Source organism: Vibrio sp. 1167 (genome assembly GCF_033340375.1).
Lineage (GTDB): Bacteria > Pseudomonadota > Gammaproteobacteria > Enterobacterales > Vibrionaceae > Vibrio > Vibrio alginolyticus.
The window spans coordinates 396,045-420,079 of record NZ_JAWOWK010000002.1 but is presented as its reverse complement, the minus strand read 5'-3'; the positions used below and the strand labels follow the sequence as shown (position 1 = coordinate 420,079).

The 24,035-nt window shown below is 45.2% G+C and carries 24 protein-coding genes; 10 read left to right on the top strand and 14 right to left on the bottom strand.

The features are described 5' to 3' along the window. Window positions 1-2 precede the first annotated feature (2 nt). From R7Z78_RS05255 to R7Z78_RS05245, 3 genes are all read right to left on the bottom strand, one after another. Entirely contained in the window at window positions 3-977 is a 975-nt protein-coding gene (locus tag R7Z78_RS05255) for an ornithine cyclodeaminase family protein (RefSeq protein ID WP_053306927.1), read from the bottom strand. A gap of 86 nt (window positions 978-1,063) precedes the next feature. Further along, window positions 1,064-2,137: a polyamine ABC transporter substrate-binding protein gene (locus R7Z78_RS05250; RefSeq protein WP_017820893.1), complete on the bottom strand. Its 1,074-nt coding sequence runs from the start codon at window positions 2,135-2,137 to the stop codon at window positions 1,064-1,066. A gap of 123 nt (window positions 2,138-2,260) precedes the next feature. After that, window positions 2,261-3,517 carry an NAD(P)/FAD-dependent oxidoreductase gene (locus R7Z78_RS05245; protein WP_104975267.1) on the bottom strand — a complete coding sequence of 419 codons (1,257 nt, stop codon included), beginning with the start codon at window positions 3,515-3,517 and terminating at the stop codon, window positions 2,261-2,263. Window positions 3,518-3,626: 109 nt separating this feature from the next. On the opposite strand from R7Z78_RS05245, the gene R7Z78_RS05240 reads away from it, so the two are divergent. The 6 genes from R7Z78_RS05240 to R7Z78_RS05215 all read left to right on the top strand — a co-directional run bounded on the left by R7Z78_RS05240 (window position 3,627) and on the right by R7Z78_RS05215 (window position 10,156). Further along, window positions 3,627-4,628, top strand: coding sequence for a 4-hydroxyproline epimerase (locus tag R7Z78_RS05240; protein ID WP_047008677.1), 1,002 nt, complete (start codon window positions 3,627-3,629; stop codon window positions 4,626-4,628). A 21-nt stretch (window positions 4,629-4,649) separates the two neighbouring features. Then, on the top strand, window positions 4,650-6,182 hold the full coding sequence (locus tag R7Z78_RS05235; protein WP_104975266.1) for an aldehyde dehydrogenase (NADP(+)): 1,533 nt from the start codon (window positions 4,650-4,652) through the stop codon (window positions 6,180-6,182). Window positions 6,183-6,334: 152 nt separating this feature from the next. Next, window positions 6,335-7,009, top strand: a complete 675-nt coding sequence (locus tag R7Z78_RS05230; RefSeq protein ID WP_005377862.1) for a GntR family transcriptional regulator — start codon at window positions 6,335-6,337, stop codon at window positions 7,007-7,009. A 30-nt stretch (window positions 7,010-7,039) separates the two neighbouring features. Then, a complete protein-coding gene (locus R7Z78_RS05225; RefSeq protein ID WP_104975265.1) occupies window positions 7,040-7,804 on the top strand; it encodes a transcriptional regulator in 765 nt (254 codons plus the stop codon). Between the two features lie 365 nt (window positions 7,805-8,169). Next, window positions 8,170-9,765 (top strand): S41 family peptidase, encoded by a 1,596-nt coding sequence (locus tag R7Z78_RS05220; protein ID WP_104975264.1) that lies wholly within the window; start codon window positions 8,170-8,172, stop codon window positions 9,763-9,765. 70 nt (window positions 9,766-9,835) lie between these two features. After that, complete coding sequence (locus R7Z78_RS05215) at window positions 9,836-10,156, top strand: hypothetical protein (protein WP_025766761.1); 321 nt, start codon at window positions 9,836-9,838, stop codon at window positions 10,154-10,156. 71 nt (window positions 10,157-10,227) lie between these two features. Here the strand turns inward: R7Z78_RS05215 and rlmF are convergent, their stop codons facing one another. Beyond that, window positions 10,228-11,355 (bottom strand): 23S rRNA (adenine(1618)-N(6))-methyltransferase RlmF, encoded by a 1,128-nt coding sequence (rlmF, locus tag R7Z78_RS05210; RefSeq protein ID WP_104975263.1) that lies wholly within the window; start codon window positions 11,353-11,355, stop codon window positions 10,228-10,230. Next, window positions 11,342-11,857 (bottom strand): M48 family metallopeptidase, encoded by a 516-nt coding sequence (locus tag R7Z78_RS05205; RefSeq protein ID WP_005377870.1) that lies wholly within the window; start codon window positions 11,855-11,857, stop codon window positions 11,342-11,344. The genes rlmF and R7Z78_RS05205 overlap by 14 nt, the downstream gene beginning before the upstream one ends. Before the next feature lie 138 nt (window positions 11,858-11,995). Here R7Z78_RS05205 and R7Z78_RS05200 point away from each other — a divergent pair, with 138 nt between their 5' ends. Then, window positions 11,996-12,226, top strand: a complete 231-nt coding sequence (locus tag R7Z78_RS05200) for a glutaredoxin family protein (RefSeq protein WP_005377871.1) — start codon at window positions 11,996-11,998, stop codon at window positions 12,224-12,226. Between the two features lie 27 nt (window positions 12,227-12,253). Here R7Z78_RS05200 and R7Z78_RS05195 read toward each other — a convergent pair whose 3' ends face one another. Beyond that, window positions 12,254-13,123 (bottom strand): LysR family transcriptional regulator, encoded by an 870-nt coding sequence (locus tag R7Z78_RS05195; RefSeq protein WP_017820887.1) that lies wholly within the window; start codon window positions 13,121-13,123, stop codon window positions 12,254-12,256. 106 nt (window positions 13,124-13,229) lie between these two features. Here R7Z78_RS05195 and R7Z78_RS05190 point away from each other — a divergent pair, with 106 nt between their 5' ends. From R7Z78_RS05190 to R7Z78_RS05180, 3 genes are all read left to right on the top strand, one after another. Continuing rightward, window positions 13,230-14,453 (top strand): MFS transporter, encoded by a 1,224-nt coding sequence (locus R7Z78_RS05190; RefSeq protein ID WP_104975262.1) that lies wholly within the window; start codon window positions 13,230-13,232, stop codon window positions 14,451-14,453. Window positions 14,454-14,541: 88 nt separating this feature from the next. Further along, complete coding sequence (locus R7Z78_RS05185) at window positions 14,542-15,114, top strand: DUF1415 domain-containing protein (protein ID WP_104975261.1); 573 nt, start codon at window positions 14,542-14,544, stop codon at window positions 15,112-15,114. A 110-nt stretch (window positions 15,115-15,224) separates the two neighbouring features. Beyond that, window positions 15,225-15,800 (top strand): nucleoside triphosphate pyrophosphohydrolase family protein, encoded by a 576-nt coding sequence (locus tag R7Z78_RS05180; RefSeq protein ID WP_005377875.1) that lies wholly within the window; start codon window positions 15,225-15,227, stop codon window positions 15,798-15,800. A 68-nt stretch (window positions 15,801-15,868) separates the two neighbouring features. On the opposite strand, the gene btuD is transcribed toward R7Z78_RS05180, so the two are convergent. The 8 genes from btuD to cobT form a co-directional block, all read right to left on the bottom strand. Beyond that, window positions 15,869-16,636, bottom strand: a complete 768-nt coding sequence (btuD, locus tag R7Z78_RS05175; RefSeq protein ID WP_080960060.1) for a vitamin B12 ABC transporter ATP-binding protein BtuD — start codon at window positions 16,634-16,636, stop codon at window positions 15,869-15,871. Further along, window positions 16,623-17,618 (bottom strand): vitamin B12 ABC transporter permease BtuC, encoded by a 996-nt coding sequence (btuC, locus tag R7Z78_RS05170; protein WP_053306934.1) that lies wholly within the window; start codon window positions 17,616-17,618, stop codon window positions 16,623-16,625. The genes btuD and btuC overlap by 14 nt, the downstream gene beginning before the upstream one ends. A gap of 82 nt (window positions 17,619-17,700) precedes the next feature. Then, window positions 17,701-18,729 (bottom strand): succinylglutamate desuccinylase, encoded by a 1,029-nt coding sequence (locus R7Z78_RS05165; protein WP_005377878.1) that lies wholly within the window; start codon window positions 18,727-18,729, stop codon window positions 17,701-17,703. 274 nt (window positions 18,730-19,003) lie between these two features. Then, complete coding sequence (locus R7Z78_RS05160) at window positions 19,004-20,800, bottom strand: M3 family oligoendopeptidase (protein ID WP_104975260.1); 1,797 nt, start codon at window positions 20,798-20,800, stop codon at window positions 19,004-19,006. 128 nt (window positions 20,801-20,928) lie between these two features. Further along, a complete protein-coding gene (gene cobC, locus R7Z78_RS05155; protein WP_005389801.1) occupies window positions 20,929-21,543 on the bottom strand; it encodes an alpha-ribazole phosphatase in 615 nt (204 codons plus the stop codon). A 10-nt stretch (window positions 21,544-21,553) separates the two neighbouring features. Continuing rightward, a complete protein-coding gene (gene cobU, locus R7Z78_RS05150) occupies window positions 21,554-22,087 on the bottom strand; it encodes a bifunctional adenosylcobinamide kinase/adenosylcobinamide-phosphate guanylyltransferase (RefSeq protein ID WP_065274411.1) in 534 nt (177 codons plus the stop codon). Beyond that, window positions 22,084-22,890 (bottom strand): adenosylcobinamide-GDP ribazoletransferase, encoded by an 807-nt coding sequence (locus tag R7Z78_RS05145; RefSeq protein ID WP_104975259.1) that lies wholly within the window; start codon window positions 22,888-22,890, stop codon window positions 22,084-22,086. The genes cobU and R7Z78_RS05145 overlap by 4 nt, the downstream gene beginning before the upstream one ends. Then, window positions 22,890-23,933, bottom strand: a complete 1,044-nt coding sequence (gene cobT, locus R7Z78_RS05140; RefSeq protein ID WP_005377883.1) for a nicotinate-nucleotide--dimethylbenzimidazole phosphoribosyltransferase — start codon at window positions 23,931-23,933, stop codon at window positions 22,890-22,892. Before cobT ends, R7Z78_RS05145 begins: the two co-directional genes overlap by 1 nt. Window positions 23,934-24,035: the final 102 nt, after the last annotated feature.

Genomic DNA, 24,035 nt, shown 5'->3' with positions numbered 1-24,035 from the left:
GCTCAGACATGGCTATCTATGCCATTTTCTAACAACACCGCCTTTACAGCGGCCAAATCAGCCAAAGCACTGCCAACTGATTTGTATAAAGTAATGACCTCATCGTTTTGACGTCCTGAGATTTGTTGGGCGCAAAGCTGCGGTAATTCCCCTTTGATATCGTCTGACGTGAACACGCCCTCTTGAATTGGAATGAGAAGATCGCCCGCTTCGGCTAATACATTAATACGGCTATCAACATACACCTGTGCTCGTTGCACTGCTTCGGAGTCGCATTCACGCTTATCCAAGTCATGATTACCGACCAAATCAATATGGGTGCCCGGCTGCACGTCTGCGCCATTAAACAAAGGCTCTGCTGATGCGGTAATACAGCTGATGATGTCAACGTGTTTGATAACGTGGTCCACATTTTCTACGACTGAAACGCGAAACCGACGCTCATCAGGAAGCGACTGATACTCTGAAGATGACACAATGGCATCTACCGTCGCCTCGGCTTTATCTGAGTTACGCCCCCAAATATAAACCTGCTTAAGTGGGCGAACCGCAGCGTATGCCCACGCAAAATAAGGCGCAAGATTGCCCGTTCCGCAGATCAACAGACGATCAGCATCGGGACGCGCCAAATAGTCCGCTGCCAACGCAGAAGCTGCGGCGGTGCGCCAAAACGTTAAAACTTTACCGTCCACGAGTGCGAGCGGCTCACCATCGTTTCGTCTAAAAACAAGCAGCTTAGATGCAAGCGTATCTTTGCCTTGCTCAGGGTTATGCGGGAAATACGTAAAGGCTTTCACCGCAATCAACTCCTGGTTCCAAGCTGGAAGTAGCGCAAACGCCTCGTATTCTCCCTCTTCTAAGGGCATGACTCGGCGTTGAGGTATTGTTGCTGGCCGCGAGTACATTTCACGCATCGTTTCAATAAGAGACTTCATTGTTAAACATTGCGCGACTTGCTGTGCTTCGATGACTTTCATCATTTCTCCGAAAACATAAATACAGTTGAGGAAAGTACGGAACCTCGCTTATGGATGAAAACTCGACCCCATACACAAATTAACGCCTAGTTAAGCAGCCAGGTATTGAACTCTTCATTGAGTTCATCCGCGTAGTCTGACCACCATTCATCGTTAATCAGGAAGGCGGTTTGGAAGTTTTGAGGTGCGGTAGGAAGGTTCGCTAAAATGTCTGGGTTCACCTCCGCCGAAGACGACTTACGCGTAGGCCCATAGGCAACGTACTTAGCTTGATCAGCTAATGGTTTTGTTCCTGAAGAAAAAGCAATGAAGTCCAATGCAAGCTTTGTGTTCTCACTCCCTTTAGGTATCGCCCATCCATTCATGTAACCCATTTGACGGTCCCATATAATCCGAAATGGTTGACCTTCATCCTTACGGGCATTGTGGATTCGGCCGTTAAACGCCGAGGCGATCACCACTTCTTTGTCTGCAAGCATTTGAGGTGGCTGGGCACCTGTTGTCCACCACAGTACTTCTGATTTGATCGTATCCAACTTAGCAAAAGCACGCTCACGCCCCGCTTCGGTTTCGAGCAGGCTGTAGACCTCTTCTGGCTTTACACCATCAGCCAATAGTGCCCACTCAAGATTGCCCTGAGGTTGTTTTTGCAATGCACGTCGACCTGGAAAAGTTTTTAGGTCAAAAAGATCGGTCAACTTGCTTGGCAAAGCCTTACCTTTAAACGCGTCTTCGTTCACCGCTAATACAGTGGACACTACGATGGTATTGATTGCGCACTCGTGAATCGCACCATCAATAAAATCCTCTTGTGCTGGTGTTCCATCTGCGCCCGGAGGCAAAATACTTGGGTTCACTGGTTCTAGTAACCCTTCGGCGCAACCACGAACAATGTCTGGCTTGTCGAGAGAAACCAAATCCCAGCGCACGTTGTTCGCTTCCACCTGTGCTTTAATTTCAGCTAATCCGCCGCTGAAATCCTCGGATACGATCTCAACACCTGTTTTTTTAATGAAAGGCTTATGATATGCCTCCACTTGGCTCTTGGTGAATGCACCACCCCAAGATACGACCGTCAATTTGTCTTCAGCATAAGCAGAGGCCCCCAACAGCATTCCTGAAATCAACAGCGCCAATGGTGCTTTGGTCATTCGTGACATGTTTTACTCCTTTTGGTTGTTTTTCTGGAGGCATCCGAGTACGGCTGTTGGACACCATTTTTGTTAAAATTAAGTTAACATTAGCATTTAATATATTTTATACAATATTTAATATTAAATTTTTCAGGCGAATCGTTGTAATGAAAAAGGTGATAGATCAATCGATGTCGGCTTTCCTTCGATAAGCTCTAAAAGGAGATCTGCCGTAATCGCCGCTTGAGTTAATCCAAGGTGTTGGTGGCCAAATGCCAGTAATACATTTCCATCCCAAATGCTATCAATAACCGGTAACGAGTCGACTGTTGAAGGCCGATTACCCATCCACTTTTCTCCTTGCTTGAGTGGATTTAACTCCGATTCAAACATCTCATCACCTAACTGAAAAAGCATTTCTGAACGTTTCATATTGGGTGGTGATTCTACATCGGCATACTCAACAGTGCCTGCCAAGCGTAGCCCGCCAGACATCGGAGTCATGATGAATTTTCTATCGGCAGAGCTAATAGGAAATGGCAGTACATCACGCTTGTCATCCACCATTAGGTGATAACCACGCTCGGCTTGCATAGGCACTTTGACTCCGGTTAGCTGCCATATCAAAGGCTTAGAATGTACACCAGCGGCAACAATGATTCGGTCAAATGAATGTGTTTGAGACTCAACCAACACATCACCATTTTTCTCCAACGCAGATACACCTTTTTGTAAAATCTTACCGCCAAGAGCTTCAAAAGCTTCACTTAGCTCAACACAGATCTGATAAGGGTCTAGCGTATGTCCTGTATCGGGAAAAAAGACGCCGACACGAACCTTATGGCTGAGATCAGGTATCCGCTTTCGAATCGCCTCTTGCGTCCAAACTTGATACGCCACACCGTTTTTGGCCAGTGAGTTAAGCGTACTTTGGTAGTCTTTAAACAGTTTCTCGTTTTCAAAAGTGAGCAATGAACCATTCATTTTTATTAGATGCGCTTTTCCGATTGAATCAAGCACGCCACGCCAACTTGCCACTGACCGCTCGTTAAGAGTTTTAATCGCGTTTTTTGCCTGCTCCGCGGCTGATGGCTTTGTTTGTAATAGAAAACGAATCATCCACCCGATAGTGCTTGGAATATCTTGCCAACGGATCGAAACCGGACTTTTGGGATCTAGCAGCATTTTAGGTAATTGTGGAAGCAGCGCTGGCGTTGCAAGAGGGAAGATTTGCTCAGTCGCGATATGACCTGCATTTCCCTTAGAGCATCCATTCCCCACGCCATTGGGATCAAAAATTGTGACTTGATAACCTTGCTGCTGCAACTTCAATCCAATTGATAAGCCAATAATCCCCGCACCTATCACGGCGATCCTTTCCTTTTTTGTTTCATCCTTGACCAACATAAATATGCTCCGAGTCACACTTGAAAACGTAGATTGTATACAATATATTTTACATTACGTTAACATCACTATTGTTTAATTCAACCATTTTTTCAGCAAGGAGCGAAAAATGAGACAAGGAACTTTTTTCTGTATTGATGCCCACACCTGCGGCAACCCAGTTAGGCTGGTAGCAGGCGGTGTGCCTCCACTCGAAGGCAATACCATGAGCGAAAAGCGCCAATACTTTCTTGAGCATTATGATTGGATTCGTCAGGCACTCATGTTTGAACCTCGCGGACACTCAATGATGTCGGGGTCAGTTGTCTTGCCTCCTTGCAGTGATAACGCAGACGCTTCTATTCTGTTTATTGAAACCAGTGGCTGCTTACCAATGTGTGGCCACGGCACCATTGGAACCGTCACCACCGCTATCGAAAATCGCCTTATCACTCCCCAAAAAGAAGGTCGTTTGATACTTGATGTCCCAGCAGGACAAATCGAAGTGCACTACCAAACAAAAGGTGACAAGGTCACGTCGGTAAAGATATTTAACGTACCGGCTTACCTTGCCCACCAAGACGTAACCGTGGACATAGAGGGCTTAGGTGAGCTCACTGTCGATGTTGCTTATGGCGGAAACTATTACGTAATCGTCGATCCTCAAGAAAACTACGCCGGACTTGAACACTACTCTCCAGATGAAATTTTGATGCTTTCTCCAAAAGTTCGCGAAGCGGTATCTCGAGCGGTTGAGTGCGTACATCCAGAAGATCCAACAGTGTGCGGTGTTTCTCACGTGCTATGGACCGGAGAGCCCACTCAAGAAAACGCTACCGCTCGAAATGCTGTGTTTTACGGCGACAAAGCGTTGGATCGCTCGCCATGTGGTACGGGTACTAGTGCACGCATGGCGCAATGGCATGCAAGAGGCAAACTCAATCAAGGAGAAGACTTTGTTCACGAAAGTATCATCGGCAGCCTATTTCAAGGACGTATAGAAGGCATTACCGAAGTGAATGGCAAAGCCGCTATTTTGCCAAGCATTGAAGGATGGGCACAAGTATACGGTCACAACACGATATGGGTAGACGATGAAGACCCATATGCGTACGGATTTGAAGTGAAGTAATAAGGATAGTAAGGAAGAATGATGACCCCACAAGAACCAACCACTTTTTACGCAGTCAACGCCTTTACTGGTGAGCCTCTACCCACAGCGTTTCCGGTGCATGGGGAGCAAGAAGTTAATCAAGCCGCCTCAGCCGCCCAAAGCGTTGCGCGTGAGTTTCGCCAACTAAGCAATGCAAAGCGAGCGAGCTTACTTTGCTCTATCGCCTCTGAATTGGAAGTGAAGAGTGAAGAAATCGTTGCTCGTGCTCATTTAGAAACTGCCCTTCCCGAAGCACGTTTAAGCGGTGAAATAGGACGTACCGCGAGCCAATTAAGACTATTTGCCGAGGTTGTGAGATCGGGTAATCACCATCAAGCAATTTTCGATACGCCAAACCCAAACCGTCAACCACTGCCAAAACCAGATATTCGCCGTCAACAAATCGCAATTGGCCCTGTCGCCGTGTTTGGTGCGTCTAATTTTCCGCTCGCATTTTCTACGGCAGGTGGTGATACGGCTTCGGCACTGGCAGCTGGCTGTCCTGTGATTGTAAAAGGCCATACCGCCCACCCTGGCACCAGTCAACTTGTTGCTGAGTGTATTGAGGCTGCACTTGAGAAAGAGTGCTTACCGCAAGCCATCTTCACGCTATTGCAAGGTAACAAACGTGCACTTGGCCAAGCACTCGTTACCCATCCAAAAATTAAAGGGGTTGGGTTTACAGGTTCAGTCGGTGGTGGCCGTGCGCTGTTCAATCTAGCCCAGCAAAGACCAGAGCCAATCCCCTTCTATGGCGAACTAGGGGCGATTAATCCAACATTTATTCTCCCTTCAGCCATACGGGCAAACGCATCATTGGCTGAAGAATTTGTGGCTTCTATGACTTTGGGCTGTGGACAATTTTGTACAAAACCAGGCGTTGTATTTGTCTTGAATAGCCCAGAAACGCAAGCCTTTATCGAAATCGCTCAAGGGTTAATTCGACAACAATCAACGGCCACTTTGCTAACGCAAGGAATCCGAGAAACGTATGAATCCGAAGTGGATAAGCGAGCTTCCGAAACAGGCATTAACGTCACTCGTTCTGAACAAGCAGAAGCGACCAATGTCTCACCAGCACTGTTCGTGACGGACAGTAAAAACTGGCGTGAAAACCCGCAATGGGAGGAAGAAATATTTGGTCCTCAATCGTTAATCGTAATCTGTGAAGATTTCGATGACATGTTGAAACTGAGTGATTCACTGACTGGATCGCTCACCGCAACCCTTCACGCTACCGCTGAAGACGAAGAACAAGCCAAGCAACTGCTTCCAAGTTTGGAAGAAATCGCCGGACGCCTTGTATTCAACGGTTGGCCAACTGGCGTCGAGGTTGGTTACGCTATGGTTCATGGTGGACCATATCCGGCTTCAACCAATTCTGCCTCAACATCTGTCGGTGCGGAGGCTATTCATCGTTGGTTGCGTCCGGTCTCTTATCAAGCTTTGCCAGAATCTTTATTGCCGGATTCATTAAAAGCGTCGAACCCACTGGGTATCCAACGCGCCATAGATGGCAGTGTGTCCCAATAAGCCCACCAAATGGCTCAAAAAGGCATCAACTGATGCCTTTTATTTCACTCTACTTCTCAAAACCTTCTTTCCTAGTTGGTTTGTGCCAGAAAAACAATAAACTACTAAAGTAAAATGGATTGGATACAATATTAATTTCACGGGAGACTTCAATGTCACAGAAACCTGTTTTTAAAACGCGCACTCAGCTCGTTGAGGAAGCAATTCGAACTCAGATCTTGAAGGGCGAGTTAAAAACTGGTCAACCTTTACGTCAAGATGCGTTAGCAAAAGAGTTTAATGTTAGCCGAATTCCTGTGCGTGAAGCGTTAGTTCAATTGGAAGCACAAGGACTCGTTAGCTTTGAACCTCACAAAGGTGCGACGGTCACTGAGCTATCTCCAGAGAAAATCAATGAGCTATTTGAACTGCGCGCTGTCGTGGAATGCCACATTTTAGAGCGCGCGATTCAAAATATGACAGACGCTGACCTTGAACGCGCGCGCGAAGTTCGCGAACGTTTCGAGTCAGTAGTGAACAGTGGCGACGAAGTAGAAGAATGGAGCAACTACAACTACGAGTTCCACAAAGCCCTATATGCGCCAGCCAACATGCCTGAAACTATGGACGTCATTTACAACCTGAACACAAAGTGTGACCGATACATACGCATGCAGCTATTGTTTACTACAGGCATTAAAAAGGCAGAAGAAGAGCACTTAAGCTTGTTTGAAATGTGCCAAAATCGCGATATCGAAGGCGCCAAGTACCTACTGAAAAAGCACATTCTAGAAGCAGGCACAGCGATTCGAAACCTGCTGCTTGAAAGGCAAAATATCAGCCAGTAAACGGAATAACGAATAAGGTGATATTCAAGGATGAATGTTGGACCAAAGTTTTTACTTGCAGCGCTACGACAAAAGATTAAAGAAGAAGGGCTTTGCTACAATTCCTTGTCAGAGAAAAGTGGCATCCCTTTATCTAGTATTAAACGCCACCTACATAATCCAGCTTTAGGTTTGGATAAAGTACTTATTTATCTGAACTACCTGAATACCGATCTCATCGAACTCGCAACCTTAGCCAACGAGCTTCAGCACCAAAACGAGCAAATGCTAACAGATGAAGAGAGCGCCCTTTTCGTTGAGCATCCTTATTTACTTGATTTTATTTATATGCTGACTTCTCGTGATATTAAACCGCAAGAGATAGCCCAAACTTACGGACTTTCTGATACAAGCTTACGATTCTATTTGCGTATCGCGGAAATTCTAGGATATGTCGAAAACTTCGGAGACGGCTTGTTTTACCGTTCTGGTCGTCGATTTATTATGGAAGAAGGTACGGCATTAGACACCTTATTCAAAGAGCGATTTCAACAAGATTCGCTTTCTCATGATATCAACCCAGGCGTATGTATAGGTCGCATTAGGCTCACCGAAGAGCAGAAAGTGCAAATAGAGGACGAGCTTTGTAATAAATTAGCGAAACTTAACGCAGTTAACACTTCCAACAATGACGGTGAACTAACAAATATATTAATGCGCTGCACTCCCGGTGCTCAGATATTTTTCGCTGATGATTTACCTAACATTGACGGAAGCTTATTAAAGCACGTCGCTCAACTCACTAAATTAAGTTAAAGCATCAGATAAATAAATCAAACACCCCCGAGATAACATCATATATCCCTACCAAACTATTGATTCAAAGCGTTTCCTGAATCTAATTCTGATTTTTTATTTAGCAAGCGTCGCTTAGTCAACTAAGAACTTGTCTTAATTTCACACTTATTAATTGTCTTGTTAGCTCTTTTGAAATAGACAGAAAACTTAAGTAATGACTAATTTAGCTTAAGTATAAAAGACAACTTTTTTACGTTATTTACCTCACACTATTTAACTATAAATTTGCAGACGAACAAATTAAATTAATACATTCACCTAGCTAATAAAAACAAAAGCAAAACACATAATTATAATTCTATTATTTATAAGGACATAGAAAAGTGAAATTTAAGTATTCTTTAGCAACGGCAGTCACTCTCGCATTATTACAAGGCTGTGGCGGTGGTGGCGGTGATAGCTCATCACCTACTCCGTCCACTAGCAGTGCAAACGGTCCAACGTGGAAAGTTCATGATTTTAGCCAACCGTCGAAAACGTTTATCAACCAATGTGAAACGCCCCGCGTCGGACTGGACCCATATGACAACTATGCCGCCTATCCAGATAAATTGGGCTCTGCATTACACGAAAAACTCTTTTTAAGAGCTTTTACTAACGAAACGTATCTATGGTATGACGAGGTTCCTGATAATAATCCAGCAAACTACAAAACTGTTACTGATTACTTCAATACGCTGGTCACCTCTGCTACTACCGCGACGGGTAAACCAAAAGATCGCTTCCATTTTACCGTCCCTTATGAGGATGATATGAAATCATCGCAATCCGGTTTAGTTGCTGGATTTGGTTTTAACTGGGCATTCCTACGTGGCGTACAACCTCGAGACGTTCGTATTTCCTACACTGAAGAAGCCTCGCCAGCTGATAGAAGCGGCATTGCTCGTGGTGATAAGCTTCAGAAAATCAATAATATTGATGTGGTTAACACCGGTAGTCAGTCCGACATTGATTTTATTAATAAAACGCTCTTTAACCCTGACATCAATCAAGATTACACCTTCACATTTGAGAGTGTTGGCGGTCTAGAGAAAACCGTGACGCTTACCGCCTCTGATGTCATGACCTCTCCAGTTAAAAATGCCAAAGTGATTACACAAAATGGTATGCGGATCGGCTATCTGCAATACAACTCCTTTGAACCAAGCGCTCAAGCCCCGCTTATTGAGGCGTTCAGTACGCTCTCAGCAGAGAATGTTGACGAGATCGTCGTTGATTTACGTTACAACGGCGGTGGCTTAGTCCTTCAGTCCTCGCAAGTAGGCTACATGCTAAGCGGTGCTGGTCAGAACCGAGTCTTCAGTGAGTTGATTCATAATGACAAAGTGATGCGTACCATTAAAGATGGGGATAACATCTATCGCTTTACGAATCTAGCAATAGACTGGGCAGCACAGAAATATTCGGACCAAGTGCTTCCGACACTGAACAAAAAGCGCGTATATGTACTGACTTCAGGAGGCACGGCTTCCTCAAGTGAACTGTTGATCAACGCTTTGCGCGGCATTGATGTGGAGGTTATCCAAATAGGCTCAACAACCACAGGTAAACCGTATGGGTTCTCACCAGAACAAAACTGCGGCACTATGTACTACACTATTCAGTTCAAGTCGGCGAACGAGAAAAAATTTGGCGACTTCGCTGATGGTTTTATTCCTACTCCAAAGAGCCAAATCAATACCGAGTTAGGCTTAAACAACAGAGTGGAAGGTTGCTGGGTCAATGACGACCTAACAAAACCATTAGGCGATCCGTCTGAAGGTATGCTTTCTGCGGCACTAAACTACATGGAAACTGGAACCTGTCCGCCAGTCTCCTCTTCAAGTTTCAACGCCATGCCGCGTAACATTTCATCTCCGGAGTTAAGCGATCTTCGCTCTCCGCTACGAACAGAGGCAATTCATGTTGAGATCAACTAACTTTTTACGAATACTGATTCGGGTTGCGCTTTTCTTAGGCACTTCGATTTCTTTGATAGGATGCCAAGCTATGTCACAAGAACCCGTTGAAGCATTGAGTAAAAAGAACTCTCCGGAAACAGTCATAGAGATTCAAAACGCGATCGCAGAAATCCAAGGGACACCAGCACCTAGAATCGCAAATAACGTATTTGAATCCTCACCGCATGTGTTGATTGAAAAAGGACGAGTAAAAGGGAAAAACAATCAACTGTTGGATGGCAGCTATACGGATCTTCCAGACCAATATACGTTGCAGATCAGAGGTGAAACCTGTGGCTTGTACTATGCCAAAACAGATACTTTTGTCTCTCTCAGTTCACTAGATTGTGAGCCCATCATTAAGTTTTAGATCTCCCAAAATAGAAGCCCGCTGATATCAGCGGGCTTTCTACTTTATTGTTCAGTGTGAAACGGTCAACGTTACTTTAGTTCAATCCATGCTTTGCGCTGTTGCTTATCCATGTATGACCAAGCTACAAAGCGGCTCACTTTCTGCCCTTGACTCATTTCAACCACACGAATGGCCTTCACACCCAATTTTTCAAGCTGCTTGCGCATCGGGCGAACGTTGTCTTTTTTGGATATAAGTGTCGTAAACCACAAGACCTGTGCGGCAAAAGCTTGGCTTTCATTCGCCATTTTTCGGATAAACGCCGCTTCTCCGCCTTCACACCACAATTCAGCGTTTTGACCGCCAAAATTCAACGCAGGTTTACTTGTCTTTACTTGTGCGGTTTGAGGTTTTAGCCCTTTCTTACGCTGGTTTGCTTTTAGATTATCGATTTTACGCTGGCTGCCCATAGCGGCATCTTCCGCCGAACGGTGGAATGGCGGATTACATGTCGTCACATCATAACGATCATTCGGTTGAATGATACCTCGATAAATATTGGCATCATTGTATTGCTGTATCAGTGCAATTTTTCCCGTCAAAACACGATTGTGCTCTACGATCGTTTGAGCCGATTGGATGGATTTTGGATCGACATCGCTGCCCGTATAGTGCCAACCGTATTTTGTTACACCAACAATCGGATAAATACAGTTTGCTCCCACGCCGATGTCCAACGCTTTCACTTTTTGGTGCGCGTACTGACCTTTTACTTCACTATCAAGTAGTTCTGCCACTCGGTGAATGTAATCAGCGCGGCCCGGAATCGGTGGGCAAAGGTAGGTGTCGGGAATGTCCCAGAACTCGACACCATAATACGCAGCAAGCAATGCTTTATTGAGCATTTTAACCGCGTTAGGATCAGAGAAGTTTATGGAATCTTCCCCTTTCGGATTTTTGATAACGAATGGCTTTAACTGTGGTTCACTTTCCACGAGTTTTTTAAAATCGTAACGACCTCGATGAACATTACGCTCATGCAAACCATTCTTCGCTATTTTTATGAACTCGACTTCGCTCTTTCCTGCAGGCTGAGGGGATTTGCGCGCAACTTTGTCTTTAACACGCTGCGGCTTGTCTTTATTCGCGTCTTTCTTCTGACCCGCCATTGAAGCCTTTGGCTTTGCTTGCTTCGCGTTGTGATTATTGTTCTTCATTCAAATTCGCTTTTAAATCGAGGTAAATCATAAACAAACGAGCATCAAATTCGAGTTGGTGATACTCAGGCTCCATATAGCAACATAACTGATAGAACGCCTTGTCGTGGTTTTTCTCACGAGTATGTGCCAACTCATGTACCACCAGCATTCTTAATAGTGGCTCGGGCGCATCCTTAAATACATTGGCAATGCGAATCTCGTTTTTCGACTTCAGCTTACCGCCATGGTTTCTACTGATTACACTGTGCAAACCAAGCGCGTTGTTTACCGCGTGAATTTTCTTATCGTAGACAACTTTACTGATTGGCGCGGCTTTCTTCATGTAGCGGTTTTTGATTGCCATGGCGTACTCATAGAGCGCCCTTTCGCTTTTGATTTGGTGCCTATCGGGATAACGCTTTTCGAACCAAGGAACAAACTTGCCACTCGCTATCAATGAGCTCACCTGCTCTACGATGTTTTGTGGGTAGCCCTGAATGTATCGAAGTGACGGATGCATAGAGTTAACGTCTGTTATGACAAAATAAAGGCGCTCAATATACCTGAGATAAAAGACAGTTTCACCTTAGCTTTCGCCTTTCATTTATGGTGAAAGGCCGTTAAACTTCGCCTCCCAATGATAATGGAGAGAAATTCAATGAAACGTGTCGTTCTTTATGTCAAAGACAAATGCCCTCACTGCAAAGATGCTCAACGTTATCTGGATTCGAAAAATATTAACTATCGTTTGTGCAATGCTAAGATGCAACGCGGTCGCAAAGAACTTGATGCGCTTGGTGCTCGTTCAGTGCCAGTTTTAAAAATTGGTGATCGGGTAATGATTGGCTGGAACCCAAAGAACTTCGAGAAGATGTACAAAGGCGACTAGTGCTCGGACGATGAATCTGCGCTGCGTTTAAACGTAGCGCTTGATAAAGTCGATAAACGTTCGATCTGCTATTGATAAATACCCCTGCTTGCGCCAAGCAAGTGCCAGATCCAGCGTCACTGGTGGTTCAAACGGTAAGCCAACAACGCCCGACTCATGTTGAGTCACCAATTCCAGTAACGCGGTAATCGCAAACTCTTGTTTCACAATACTCAAAATCAAAGGCAGTAAATTGGTCTCGAATGATGACTTCATGGTAAACCCATGCTCCTCACTCACCTGATCCAAAAATTCACGGTGAAAATAGCCATGCTGAAACATAACCAAATCGTGTTCAAAGAACTCATCAAAAGTAAGAGCGTGTCGCTGGGCTAACTCATGCTCAGGTGAAACAACTGCGACCATTTGGCTAGTAAACAAATGGTCAGTTTCTAGGTCATCAGGCACGTTATCACAACTGATCACACCGATATCGAGTTGACCATTGAGCAGCATACGACGAATCGATTGAGTCCCAGCTTCGACCAAGGTCAATTTTAACTCCGGGAATTGGCTTTTAAACGCCATCACAATTCGTGGAAAGAAATAACTGCCCATCATTGATGGCGTCCCGAGCCTTACTTCGCCTTTCGCTAAGCCTTTCAACTCATCAATCGCGAGCTGCGCGTCGTGCAACTGTTGAATCACCCGCTTGGCATGTATAAGTAGCGTTTCGCCCTCTTTCGTTAAGCTGATTTTTTTATCATCACGGCGAAATAGGGTAACGCCCAAAGACTGCTCAAACTTTTTGATAGAAATGCTTAATGCGGGCTGGGCAATATGCAGGGCTTTCGCCGCATGGGTAATGTTTCCGTGTTCAGCGACCGCCAGAAAATGTTTAAGTTGTTTCGATTCCATTAGATCAAAAATATATGGTGTCCATATTTTTAATATATTTTTTTAATTTATAACGAACTGATAGATTGATCACAGTCTCTCCATTTGCTCACATTAGGCAGGATTCATGGTCAGTTTTGGCACACCGGAATACAAACGCATTACACTCTCGCTAGCGCTTGGTTCCTTCTTGGTTTTTTCAAATTTATACCTACTACAGCCAATGCTGCCCACTTTTGCTCAAATTTTCACGATCTCAGAAACGCAAGTGAACTGGTTATTTGCGGCCTCAACACTCGCTCTCTCTTTTAGCCTCGTTCCAATGGCTGTGTTATCAGAATCAGTGGGACGAAAACCAGTCATGATGGCCGGTCTGTTTTCGATTCCTACCCTTTCCGCTTTGATGCTGTTTGGTGACTCATTCCTGTTTTTGGTGGTATGTCGAGCACTGATCGGTGTCGCGCTCGCCGCTTTTGCTGCGGTCGCCGTGGCTTACATGGCAGAAGAGCTCGACAAGCACGCTTTCTCGATGGCAATTGGAACGTACATTGCGGCTAACTCATTAGGCGGTATTGCAGGACGTATTAGCGGCGGCTTATTGGCGGACAATTTCAATGTTGATGTCGCCATTGAAGTTATGATGGTGTTCACTCTTCTTGGTGTCATTGGCGTTCACTATTTATTGCCAACACAGCGCAACTTCACCCCGTCATCAAGCAGCTTGCGCCATCAAAATCGTGCGCTTATTGGTCATTTTAAAAACCAACGCGTGTGGTTCGCGATGCTGATAGGAGGACTCAACTTTGCTTTGTTCGTCAACCTTTACTCCGTAATGGGGTTCCGTCTGGTGAGTGAACCTCACAATGTGCCCGTCGGGTTGGCCTCACTGATCTTTATTTGTTACTTGGGAGGAACTTTCTCCTCTCGTTGCGCAGGCCACTGGAGTAAACGTTATTCATCAATCCTCGGCATGTTCTTGGGCGCGATAGTGAGCATGACGGGGATGTGGATTGCGGCGGTTGAAAGCTTGACTGCAATGCTATTTGGGTTGTTGCTGATAAGTTTTGGTGCCTTCTTTACTCATACCCTCGCCTACGGATGGGTCGGTCAGAATGCCACTCGTGCCAAAGCCACCGCGACAGCGCTCTACTTAGTACACTACTACGTAGGCGGTAGCTTAGGAGGATTCTTACTTCTTTATTGTTGGCAGCATGGAGGTTGGTCGAGTGTTCTTATGGGGGGAAGCGCCGTCTACCTAGCAATGTTTGCTGCAATTGCGTATTTGAAACACATTGCCGAAAGAAAGCATACTGACCAAACACCTGACACTGCGAGTTTAAAGAGTAGCTAAGGTACGCTCATTTACGTAATACCTCTCTGGTTACTTGGATAACCAACTCTGCTATGCTTGCGCTACTTTAATAAAACCAGAAAGTCGTATGTCAACGCGTTCAACACAAAACACAGATATCGAAGCGATCACTCAACAGGTCAACCAATGGCTCAACGATGTGGTAATCGGGCTCAACCTTTGTCCGTTTGCTGCCAAGCCGCAACGTAATAAACAAATCAAAATCTTTGTTAGTGAAGCGACTCAAGAAGAAACGCTTCTTGAAGATATTTTATTGCAACTGATTGAGCTGAGTAACACAGAGCCCGAACAGCTTGAGACCACGTTGGTTGTGGTTCCCAACATGCTACAAGATTTCTGGGACTACAACTTTTGCATAGATTGGGTTGAAGGATTAATTAAGCAGCAAAACTGGGAAGGTATTTTCCAAATAGCGACTTTCCATCCTGATTACTGTTTTGGCGGCGCAAGGCCTGAAGACGACGAAAACCTGACCAATCGTTCTCCTTACCCGATCTTCCATTTGATTCGCGAAGAGAGTATGGAAAAGGTACTAAAACACTATCCTGATCCTGAATCCATTCCCGATACGAACATCGCTCGTGTTTCCTCCCTTTCAGAGGAAGAACGTAAAAAGCTGTTCCCTTACCTATTTCGTTAAGCACCACTATTCCCCAAAGGCAGATTTATCACCAGTTAGATGCAATGCCCTTGGGGTTCAAAGTGCGGTTTGGTATCATTGCCGCTTCAATCGATTCAATGGAAATTAGAATGCAACTGTCAAAGCTAACCCAAGAGATTTTTGATCACTTATACCGTGATATCACCGAGTTCCGTAGTACGTTCGACTTACCAGTCGCAGACGCTGCAAGCCTTGATACACAAGCAGACACACTACACACCTCTTTGGCGATCGAAGAGCTAACAGAGCTAGCAGAAGCAGATTGTAAAACTGAGCAAGCAGATGCCATCGTAGACAGCGTGTATGTATTAATGGGCCGTCTCGTTCATCTTGGCCACAGCAAAGTAGAAGACAATCTGGCGATCAGCTACTTAATTGATCTTCTATTAAACGTTGCGGTAAACCGTGGTATCGAGTTTATTCCTTGCTGGGATGAAGTACATTCAAGCAACATGAGCAAAGTATGCCGTAACGAGCAAGAGTACTCAGAAACAGAAGCATTCTACGCAGAACAAGGCATCAAGTTGATGGCGGTGCAGAAAGGTGAATACATCATCGCGAAATGCGCCGAAGATTTCGTATCGGAAGGTAAAACCATTCGTAAAGGCAAAGTACTCAAATCTGTTTACTACCGCCCAGCAGATCTAAAACCGCTAACTCAGTAAGCGTTAAGTTTGGCTTTCTCGATTAAAGAAACGACCTCAAGTAGGTCGTTTTTTATTGTCCCTAAATACTAATCAAAGATTAAATAAGGTTGCTCATCTACGATGACCTTTTTGACTTGAGTATTGAACACTTCCCCGAGAGCTTCTTCCGTTAGCACAGTATCGGCATTTCCTGATGAGTGCAGCACACCGTTGTTAAGCAGCAATACTTTATCTGCGTGCTTTAATGTGCGATTGAGATCGTGATTAGCAACCAATACTCCAATTCCCTGCGCCGCCATAGCGTTAATCAATTGATAGAGCAGACCCTCTTGCGCAATATCTAACGGTGCTGCTGGCTCATCCAAAATTAAAAACTGCGAAAAAGGATTAATGGTACGCCACACCTGCAAACATACACCTGCTAATCGGACACGCTGCCACTCACCACCGGATAATGTTTGAATACTGCGATGAAGCTTATCTTGCAGTTGTACCAGCTCCACCACCATATTGACGGCATCACGCACTTTGATATCCGCAATCTCAGCACCACTTGGCAGAGATAAAGCGAGATACTGAAACACATCAACATTAAACGCTGGGCGCGATTGCTGACACAAATAACCTCGAACATGAGCTTGCTCTGACAACGGTAAAGTAAGCAAGTTTTTGTTGCCAACGTACACTTCACCACTCATACCGTCTCGGTGACTTAACGTACCAGAAATCGCAGCCAATAAAGTACTCTTACCGGAACCATTAGGCCCAACGATATGTACGATTTCGCCAGCTTTGCATTCAAAAGAAAGAGGCAATAATCGACTACCAACCGACATATGTTTAACGTGCATCATGACTCTTCACCAGCATCCAGATGAAAATAGGTGCGCCAATCGATGTTGTCATGACACCTAAAGGTAACTCTGCGGAGTCCAATAACAGTCTTGCGCCGATGTCAGCAAATACAAGCAACGCAGCACCAGATATTGCAGAAAGTGGCAATAAATAACGGTTTTCCGTACCAAAAGCCAAACGCAACAAGTGCGGCACCACCAAACCAACAAAACTGATGATGCCACCCAAAGCGACTGAACTACCCACCAAAACAGAAATGGCGAGGATCAATTTCCAACGCATTTGATGCACATCGACACCCAATTGGGTCGCATGAATCTCACCCAGCATCAATTTATCAAGCGACTTGCCTTTACAACATAACCAGGTAAGCACCGGTAACATCACCAAAGTAACGGTATGTTGATACCAACTTGCACCGCCAATACTGCCCATTAACCAATACATCAGTTGGCGTAAACTGAGATCATCACTAAAGTAAAATGCCCAGGTCACAATCGCGCTCGATAAAATACCCAATGCGACCCCAACCAAAAGCAATCGAGCCGTCGTCAGGTGCATTGCCCTTGCTATCGCCACCAAAACAAACGTGAATACCATCGAGCCTGCAATCGCTGCCAACATAAAAACAATCGGGGTAGGAAGAACAGGTGACGCGAACATGATTAAGACCATTGCTAAGCTTGCGCCACCAGAGATACCAAGCACGCCAGGTTCAGCCAACACGTTCCCAAGCAACACTTGTAACGTCGCGCCAGATACCGCTAACGCAGCACCAATAATTGCCGCAGACACTAACCTCGGTAAACGCAAGTCCACCAATAACTTCTGTTCAAATGCAGATAAGGATTGAAAAGGAGAAAGGAAAATTTCTCCGACCATCAAGTGAATGGCAGAGAGTACAGCGAGCACGATCGACATAACCATCAGGTTACGTTGCCAGCGTCGCTCCTTGTTCAGGATAAGTTGTTGAAAATCCATAGCAGCCGATAAAAACAGACGAGGCTTAACCTTACAGTTAAGCCTCGGTAAATTGCAATTAACTTCTCAAAGCAATGTTGGATTAATCGTAAACCAACTCACCCTCTTCAAAACGGGTTTTCACTTCACAAACCATCAGAGCTGCGCGTTGACCTATTGCGACGTGGCGGTTTGGGAAGACAATCGCTTCGTTTTCGTTCTTTGCCATTAATGGTTTGTCGCCATCATGACCAAACACTTCGCCGTGAACAAATGAGGTGAAGTTTTCAACATTGTCGTCGAACATAAAGTCAAAGTCTTCGTTCAAACGAACGATTGTGCGACTTACGCGATACTTAATGCATGGTTTTGGTAGGTGTTCTGGCTTCGTTTCCGCAATCAAATTACGTAAAGACAAATCAAACGCGGTCAGTTTATCGAGGTCATTTTCACCAATACGAGCCACGCGGCCAAGCTCCATTGTGAGAGCCTGCGCACCAAAGTTCTCGGCACTGTACCAGCTAAACGTGCTCGATGGTGAGTTTGACAGGAGCACTGCTTCAATGTGTGCACTGTCCAAGAAATCGATCAATGCTTTGCTGCGCACAGGATGACGAGTCTTAGGACTTACTGCAAACGTATAGTGCTTCGAGCCTCTAATCGCGCAGTGTAAATCAAGGTGCCAGCGTGTTGTCGGGTCGGTATCCTGATAAAAATCTCGAACAAGCAGCTTAAGCGTATCGGCGATAACAAGCTCTTTTGTCTGTTTGTGTTCTTTTTCGTCAAACAAACGGTTGAGGTTTTCTTCAAGGAATCGCGTGTGCGCCAGAGTGGACTCTGGGTGAGCGATAATGAACAGACAACGGGTATCGACCGTCTGGAACCCAGATTCTATGTCTTGAATAATGGAATCCACCAGCTCCATCGGTGCGGTTTCATCTCCGTGAACCCCACAAGAGATGATGATGTTCTTCGTATCCTGAGTATAATTCGCAGGGATTACTTCTAATACACCACGCTGATAGAGTTTAAGTTTTACACCGTTAGAAAGCACCTGCTCCGCTGGTGCAACATCAATATGAACATCTAACGTGTCAGTTAAAAACGATTGGCGAAAGAGAGACTTCGTCATGCGTTACTCCTTAATAGCACGGCGGATATGTTAATAAATTGTACAAAGGATTTTTGTTGCTGCGATCTCACTTATGAGTAGAAATCACTATTTCCCTCGAAAATCCGATGCCTTTTCGCGCCAGGCACTCAAATCAAGCATTGAGGCGTTTAATTTTCAAACAATTACAAAGTGTTAGGGCTGTGAACTTTACCACAGCCCTGATTAAGATCATTATGATTTGATCAAATTTTTGTAGCTATAAAGCAGATTATGCATCAACACTGCGAAAAACTTAGCCGCGCTGTGCGAGCAAACGCTCAAACTCATCGACTTTTTCACGCACTAGCTCAACACTCTGCTGCCAAAACGTTGGCTGGGTTAAATCCATCGACAGGTGCTTTTCGACGACATCTTCCGCCATCATGCAGCCTGTATCGCGCAGCAAATTGATGTAATCGGTGTAAAACGCTTCGCCTTTGTTTTCTCGCTGTGCATAGATACCCTTGCTAAACAAGAAACCAAATAGGTATGGGTAGTTATAAAAGCTCACGCTATCAATAGAAAAGTGCAGCTTGCTTGCCCAGAAGTACGGATCCGGTTCGCTCATTACGTCGCCATACCATTCTTTCCAAGTTTCTGACATCAACTCACAGAATTCATCTGCGGTTAACTCTCCATCCTGGCGGCGTTCATAGAACGATTTTTCAAACTCGTAGCGAACCGGAATGTTGATCATTAAAGCTAGCGCAGATGACAACTCTTCCCACAACATCTCGAGCTTTTCATCAACGCTCTCCGCTTTCGAAATCAAATGATCACGAACGATGTTTTCTGCAAAGATAGAGGCGGTTTCTGCTAACGTCATTGGGTAGTAAGTTTGGCAAAGTGGCAAATCACGAATAACCCAGTTATGGAACGCATGGCCAAGTTCATGTGCCAGAGTCATAAGGTCTGACCGGCTGCCACTCCAAGTCATAAACACAAGTGGTGTTCGCGTTGCTGGCAGTTTGGTGCAGTATGCGCCAAGACGCTTGTTAGCATTTGGCGCGGCATCAATCCAACCATTTTGTACCATCAAACGGACAAATTCCGACATCTCAGGGTTTACTGTTTCAAATGCTTCACAAATAACCTCAATCGCTTCATCAAAGTCGTAAACCTTCGCTTCACCGCTCAAAGCAGGCATAGCCGCCAGATGATTCCAAGGTTTCATCTCATCCAGACCATGTACTTGCGCCATCAATAAACCCGCTTTCTGACCAATAGCTCGACTGTCTTTGGCTACGGTCATCATCGCATTTAAAGTTTCAGCTTGGATTCGGCTACCATGCAAACTCGGCTCTAGGAAGTGAACTTCACGCTTCGTAGAACGCTTTTTGTTTTCAGTTAAGCGCCATCCTGCTAACGCATTCAAAATCGCAGCGAATGATTCTTGGTGCGTTTGCATTGCATCTTGTACGCCTCGCCACGCGGCTTCTTGACGCTCGAATTCAGAACCATAAAGAATGCTTGCCGCTTGAGAAAACCCAAGCTCTTCACTATTACCATCTGTGTACTCAAGCTTCACTTTCAATGAGCCAGTCAGGTTATCGTATAGGTTACCCCAAGCCGATTTGCCATCCACACTCATCGCAGCCAGTAACTGTTCTTCTGCGTTGCTAAGACGAGTATCCGCCAACTTTCTAGAATTCAAGATAGAAAAAGCTTGCCCACTGATATCAGGATTCTCATGGTCTAACACGCGCAAGATAAACTCTTCGTCGGCATGCGTTAGTGTCAAATCAAAGGGACTGAACGCTTGGGAAAGCTCCGAAAAGATGCGGGTCATTTTACCAAGTAACGATTTCGCTTCGGCGTTTGTTGCATCAACAGAAGCATAACAACTCGCAAAATTTGCAACTGTACCCGCTAAACGACTCGCGGCTTCATTGGTCAAAATCGCATTTTGCATGATCTCTACGTTGCCACAATCTGCTGATTGTTTATTCAAAAGATCAATACATTGTTCCACAAGAGCAATATCGTCTTGAATTCGTGGGTCAGAAAGGTCGTTATAAACGATGGACAAATCCCAACTCGGCGTTGTCATTTCTATATTTCCTTTTTATGTAACTGAGTCAATTTTCGCTTCCTGCACCTAGCAGATGGGCTTCCACTGACATCTTCCGTGACTATGCCCGTAAGCAATATCGTTCTGGGCATTTTAATATTTATAAATTAACGAGTTAAAAGAGGTACGCCAATCGAACGCACCGAGGCGTAAATTTGCTCATCTATGGTAACTGTTACATGCGTGACAGAAGCGTTTCCTATCGACAACGTCGAATACCACTTTGGGTTACGCCAATCTAACTCCAATACATGAGCAAGAATCATACGAATGACGCCACCATGCGTGACGATAAGTAGATTGTCATTGATATCGTTGATGATTTGAGACCAAACGCGACATATGCGCTCAGAAAATGTGCTTAAGCTCTCAGCATTCGGCAACGTATGTTGTGCTGGCGATTGCCAAAAAGCATCTAGCTTTTTCCACTGCTCAGTGAGCATATCAAAAGGCATACCATCAAAATCACCAAATGCCATCTCTTGTAAAGACTCATCCGTCATTACTGGTAATAATTGCTGTTCAGCAATGATGTTTGCCAGTTCTTGACAGCGTGAAAGCGGAGAAGAAATTATTCCACCCACACCTCGTCCACTCTCGGCCCAAGCCCGAGCAATACTCTCTTGATCAGCAGGCGTAACTTTTACATCTGTTTGGCCATGGAGTCCTGGTGGAGCGTCTACTTTTCCATGACGCACAAGATAGATATTGAGTGTTTTCATTTTTTTCATCCTACTCTTTAAGAACCAACGGCAAACCAGCAGCAACAAAGGTAACGCGATGGCAAACACTGGCTAGTTTTTGATTCATCCGTCCTGCATTATCCACAAAATAACGACTAACCGCCCCCAAAGGTACAATGCCCATTCCAACCTCGTTAGAGACGAATATTAACGTCGCATCTGAGCCACGTACCACCTGTATAAGCTTTTCAATTTCTGCTTCTAGCTTCTCATTGGAACATTCATCACCTAACTCAAATATCCAATTGTTGAGCCACAAGGTTAAACAGTCGATCAATACAACATCGGTGATAGCGAAATTTGTCAGTAACTCAGATAAATGAAGGGGGCATTCATGCTCTTGCCACTCGCCCCCGCGTTGCTTTTGATGATGCGCTATTCGCTCTCGCATTTCTTGGTCAAATGGCAGCGCGGTTGCAACATAGTGTAATGATCGATGAGAAGCGACCGATAATTGCTTAGCTGTTTTTTCTGCCAAATGCGACTTCCCAGAGCGCGCGCCACCGAGTATCAATTGCTTCATGAGGAGTGATACAACCCAATCATAGTGAGATAAATAAGCAGTTCCGACAACTGTTGCGCTGCGCCAAGGCAATCCCCCGTAAAGCCGCCAATTCTCTTGGTTAACCAACGTTTGAACATCAAACGAAATACCACGAGAACAAGCGATATCAAGATCGCATCCGCGATACCAAGCACAAGCAATGTTACGCCACCAGTAAACAACAAAATGGAGACTTCTAGAGAAGACTGGTGACTTGCTAGCGGTTTACTTTTCGACGTATCACTGTCACTGACATAAGGCATGTCATAAATAAGCGTCGCTGCTAGTGCTCGGCTTGCGGTGTAAGCGACGACAATGACCAACCAAAAGTGCGGCAAGTTAGCCAGTTCACTCCAAAAAACATACTTAGCCAATAACGCCATAATGAGAGTGGCGGCACCATAAGTGCCAATACGACTGTCTTTCATAATAGAGAGGCGTCGCTCTACGGTCATGCCACCGCCAATGCCATCCGCCATATCGGTCAAGCCGTCTTCGTGAAAAGCCCCAGTTAACAATAAGCTAAACACCATCGTTAATACTATGGCAACCGACTCTGGGAAAAAAATTGAGGTGAGCGAGAATACCAAAGCGCAAAGTGCTCCAAGCACGAGACCAACTAACGCGAAGTAACGGCCTGCCTGATTCATGCGTTCTTCACTGTAAGGCAACGCTTGGCGCACGGGTAAGCGGCTAAAAAAACTGGTAGCTAATAGAAATAACTCCCACTGGTATCTTAACGATGACGGCGTGACTTTCTCAGAATTATCAGGGACTGACACTATACTGTAACTCCTGCACTCTCGAAGCTCGCCATTTTGTTGTAAAACTGAGCGGCAGCTTTTAACAGAGGCAAGGCAAGAGCGGCTCCTGTTCCCTCCCCTAGCCGTAAACCAAGGTCGAGCAGAGGTTCTGCTTTAAGATGTTCCAATACAAATTTATGTCCATTTTCTTCAGAGCGATGGGCAAACAACATGTATTCACGCGTTTCTTCGTCTAACAACGTCGCAATATAAGCCGCTACCGATACGATAAACCCATCCACTAAAACTGGAGTTTTAAGCCGCTTGGCTTCTAAAAAAGCGCCCACCATTTGTACGATTTCAAAACCCCCAACCTGTGCGAGAATCGCTTTGGTATCAAGACCTCGACATCGGTTTACCCCCTGTGCTACCAGTTTATATTTGCGGCTCAACTGCTGTTGATTGATTCCGGTGCCAACGCCAACACAATAATCAATATCTAATGAGCTCAGCGCCGATAACAGTGCTGAGGCCGAACTGGTATTACCGATGCCCATCTCGCCGAACATTAAGAGGTTTGAACCATGCAAAATGGTATGCTCAGCAATCTTCGCACCATATTCTAAACCTAACGCCACTTGTTCTGGGGACATCGCGGATTGTTTAGAAAAATTAGCCGTACCGTTACCCAACCGTTGTTCAACCAAGTTGGGATGGGATTTAAATTCTGGAACCAGCACATCAATAGGAGCCAACATGCCGCAATCTATTACTTTGAGTTGAATGCCATTAATGTCGCAAAAACAGTTGATGGCTGCGCCGCCAGCGAGAAAGTTAGCCACCATTTGCTGAGTGACTTCGCTTGGCGCAATGCTCACACCCTCCTCTGCAACGCCGTGATCTCCAGCAAATACCAGCATGCTCGGTTTGCAGATAGCGATGGAATCAACTGGCTGAGGTTTATTCTGACTTTGAATAAGAGCTAACTGCAGTGCCACCTTTTCCAATAAGCCTAAAGAACCGACGGGTTTGGTTTTGTTATCTATGCGTGCTTGTATCTCCGCAGCAAAAGAGTCATCCATTTTTTACGTTCCTTTGATGTTGTCTGGGTGAGAGGTGTTCTGTTGTTCAAGAGGTCTTGTTCAGCGACAGTTTTTGCGCGCCCACTATTGTATACACTTGCA

Excerpts from the sequence above, each read along its gene's own strand:
- R7Z78_RS05255 (WP_053306927.1), bottom strand. The coding sequence starts at position 977 with ATGAAAGTCATCGAAGCACAGCAAGTCGCGCAATGTTTAACAATGAAG.
- R7Z78_RS05250 (WP_017820893.1), bottom strand. The coding sequence starts at position 2,137 with ATGTCACGAATGACCAAAGCACCATTGGCGCTGTTGATTTCAGGAATG.
- R7Z78_RS05245 (WP_104975267.1), bottom strand. The coding sequence starts at position 3,517 with ATGTTGGTCAAGGATGAAACAAAAAAGGAAAGGATCGCCGTGATAGGT.
- R7Z78_RS05240 (WP_047008677.1), top strand. The coding sequence starts at position 3,627 with ATGAGACAAGGAACTTTTTTCTGTATTGATGCCCACACCTGCGGCAAC.
- R7Z78_RS05235 (WP_104975266.1), top strand. The coding sequence starts at position 4,650 with ATGACCCCACAAGAACCAACCACTTTTTACGCAGTCAACGCCTTTACT.
- R7Z78_RS05230 (WP_005377862.1), top strand. The coding sequence starts at position 6,335 with ATGTCACAGAAACCTGTTTTTAAAACGCGCACTCAGCTCGTTGAGGAA.
- R7Z78_RS05225 (WP_104975265.1), top strand. The coding sequence starts at position 7,040 with ATGAATGTTGGACCAAAGTTTTTACTTGCAGCGCTACGACAAAAGATT.
- R7Z78_RS05215 (WP_025766761.1), top strand. The coding sequence starts at position 9,836 with ATGTCACAAGAACCCGTTGAAGCATTGAGTAAAAAGAACTCTCCGGAA.
- rlmF (WP_104975263.1), bottom strand. The coding sequence starts at position 11,355 with ATGAAGAACAATAATCACAACGCGAAGCAAGCAAAGCCAAAGGCTTCA.
- R7Z78_RS05205 (WP_005377870.1), bottom strand. The coding sequence starts at position 11,857 with ATGCATCCGTCACTTCGATACATTCAGGGCTACCCACAAAACATCGTA.
- R7Z78_RS05200 (WP_005377871.1), top strand. The coding sequence starts at position 11,996 with ATGAAACGTGTCGTTCTTTATGTCAAAGACAAATGCCCTCACTGCAAA.
- R7Z78_RS05195 (WP_017820887.1), bottom strand. The coding sequence starts at position 13,123 with ATGGAATCGAAACAACTTAAACATTTTCTGGCGGTCGCTGAACACGGA.
- R7Z78_RS05190 (WP_104975262.1), top strand. The coding sequence starts at position 13,230 with ATGGTCAGTTTTGGCACACCGGAATACAAACGCATTACACTCTCGCTA.
- R7Z78_RS05185 (WP_104975261.1), top strand. The coding sequence starts at position 14,542 with ATGTCAACGCGTTCAACACAAAACACAGATATCGAAGCGATCACTCAA.
- R7Z78_RS05180 (WP_005377875.1), top strand. The coding sequence starts at position 15,225 with ATGCAACTGTCAAAGCTAACCCAAGAGATTTTTGATCACTTATACCGT.
- btuD (WP_080960060.1), bottom strand. The coding sequence starts at position 16,636 with ATGATGCACGTTAAACATATGTCGGTTGGTAGTCGATTATTGCCTCTT.
- btuC (WP_053306934.1), bottom strand. The coding sequence starts at position 17,618 with ATGGATTTTCAACAACTTATCCTGAACAAGGAGCGACGCTGGCAACGT.
- R7Z78_RS05165 (WP_005377878.1), bottom strand. The coding sequence starts at position 18,729 with ATGACGAAGTCTCTCTTTCGCCAATCGTTTTTAACTGACACGTTAGAT.
- R7Z78_RS05160 (WP_104975260.1), bottom strand. The coding sequence starts at position 20,800 with ATGACAACGCCGAGTTGGGATTTGTCCATCGTTTATAACGACCTTTCT.
- cobC (WP_005389801.1), bottom strand. The coding sequence starts at position 21,543 with ATGAAAACACTCAATATCTATCTTGTGCGTCATGGAAAAGTAGACGCT.
- cobU (WP_065274411.1), bottom strand. The coding sequence starts at position 22,087 with ATGAAGCAATTGATACTCGGTGGCGCGCGCTCTGGGAAGTCGCATTTG.
- cobT (WP_005377883.1), bottom strand. The coding sequence starts at position 23,933 with ATGGATGACTCTTTTGCTGCGGAGATACAAGCACGCATAGATAACAAA.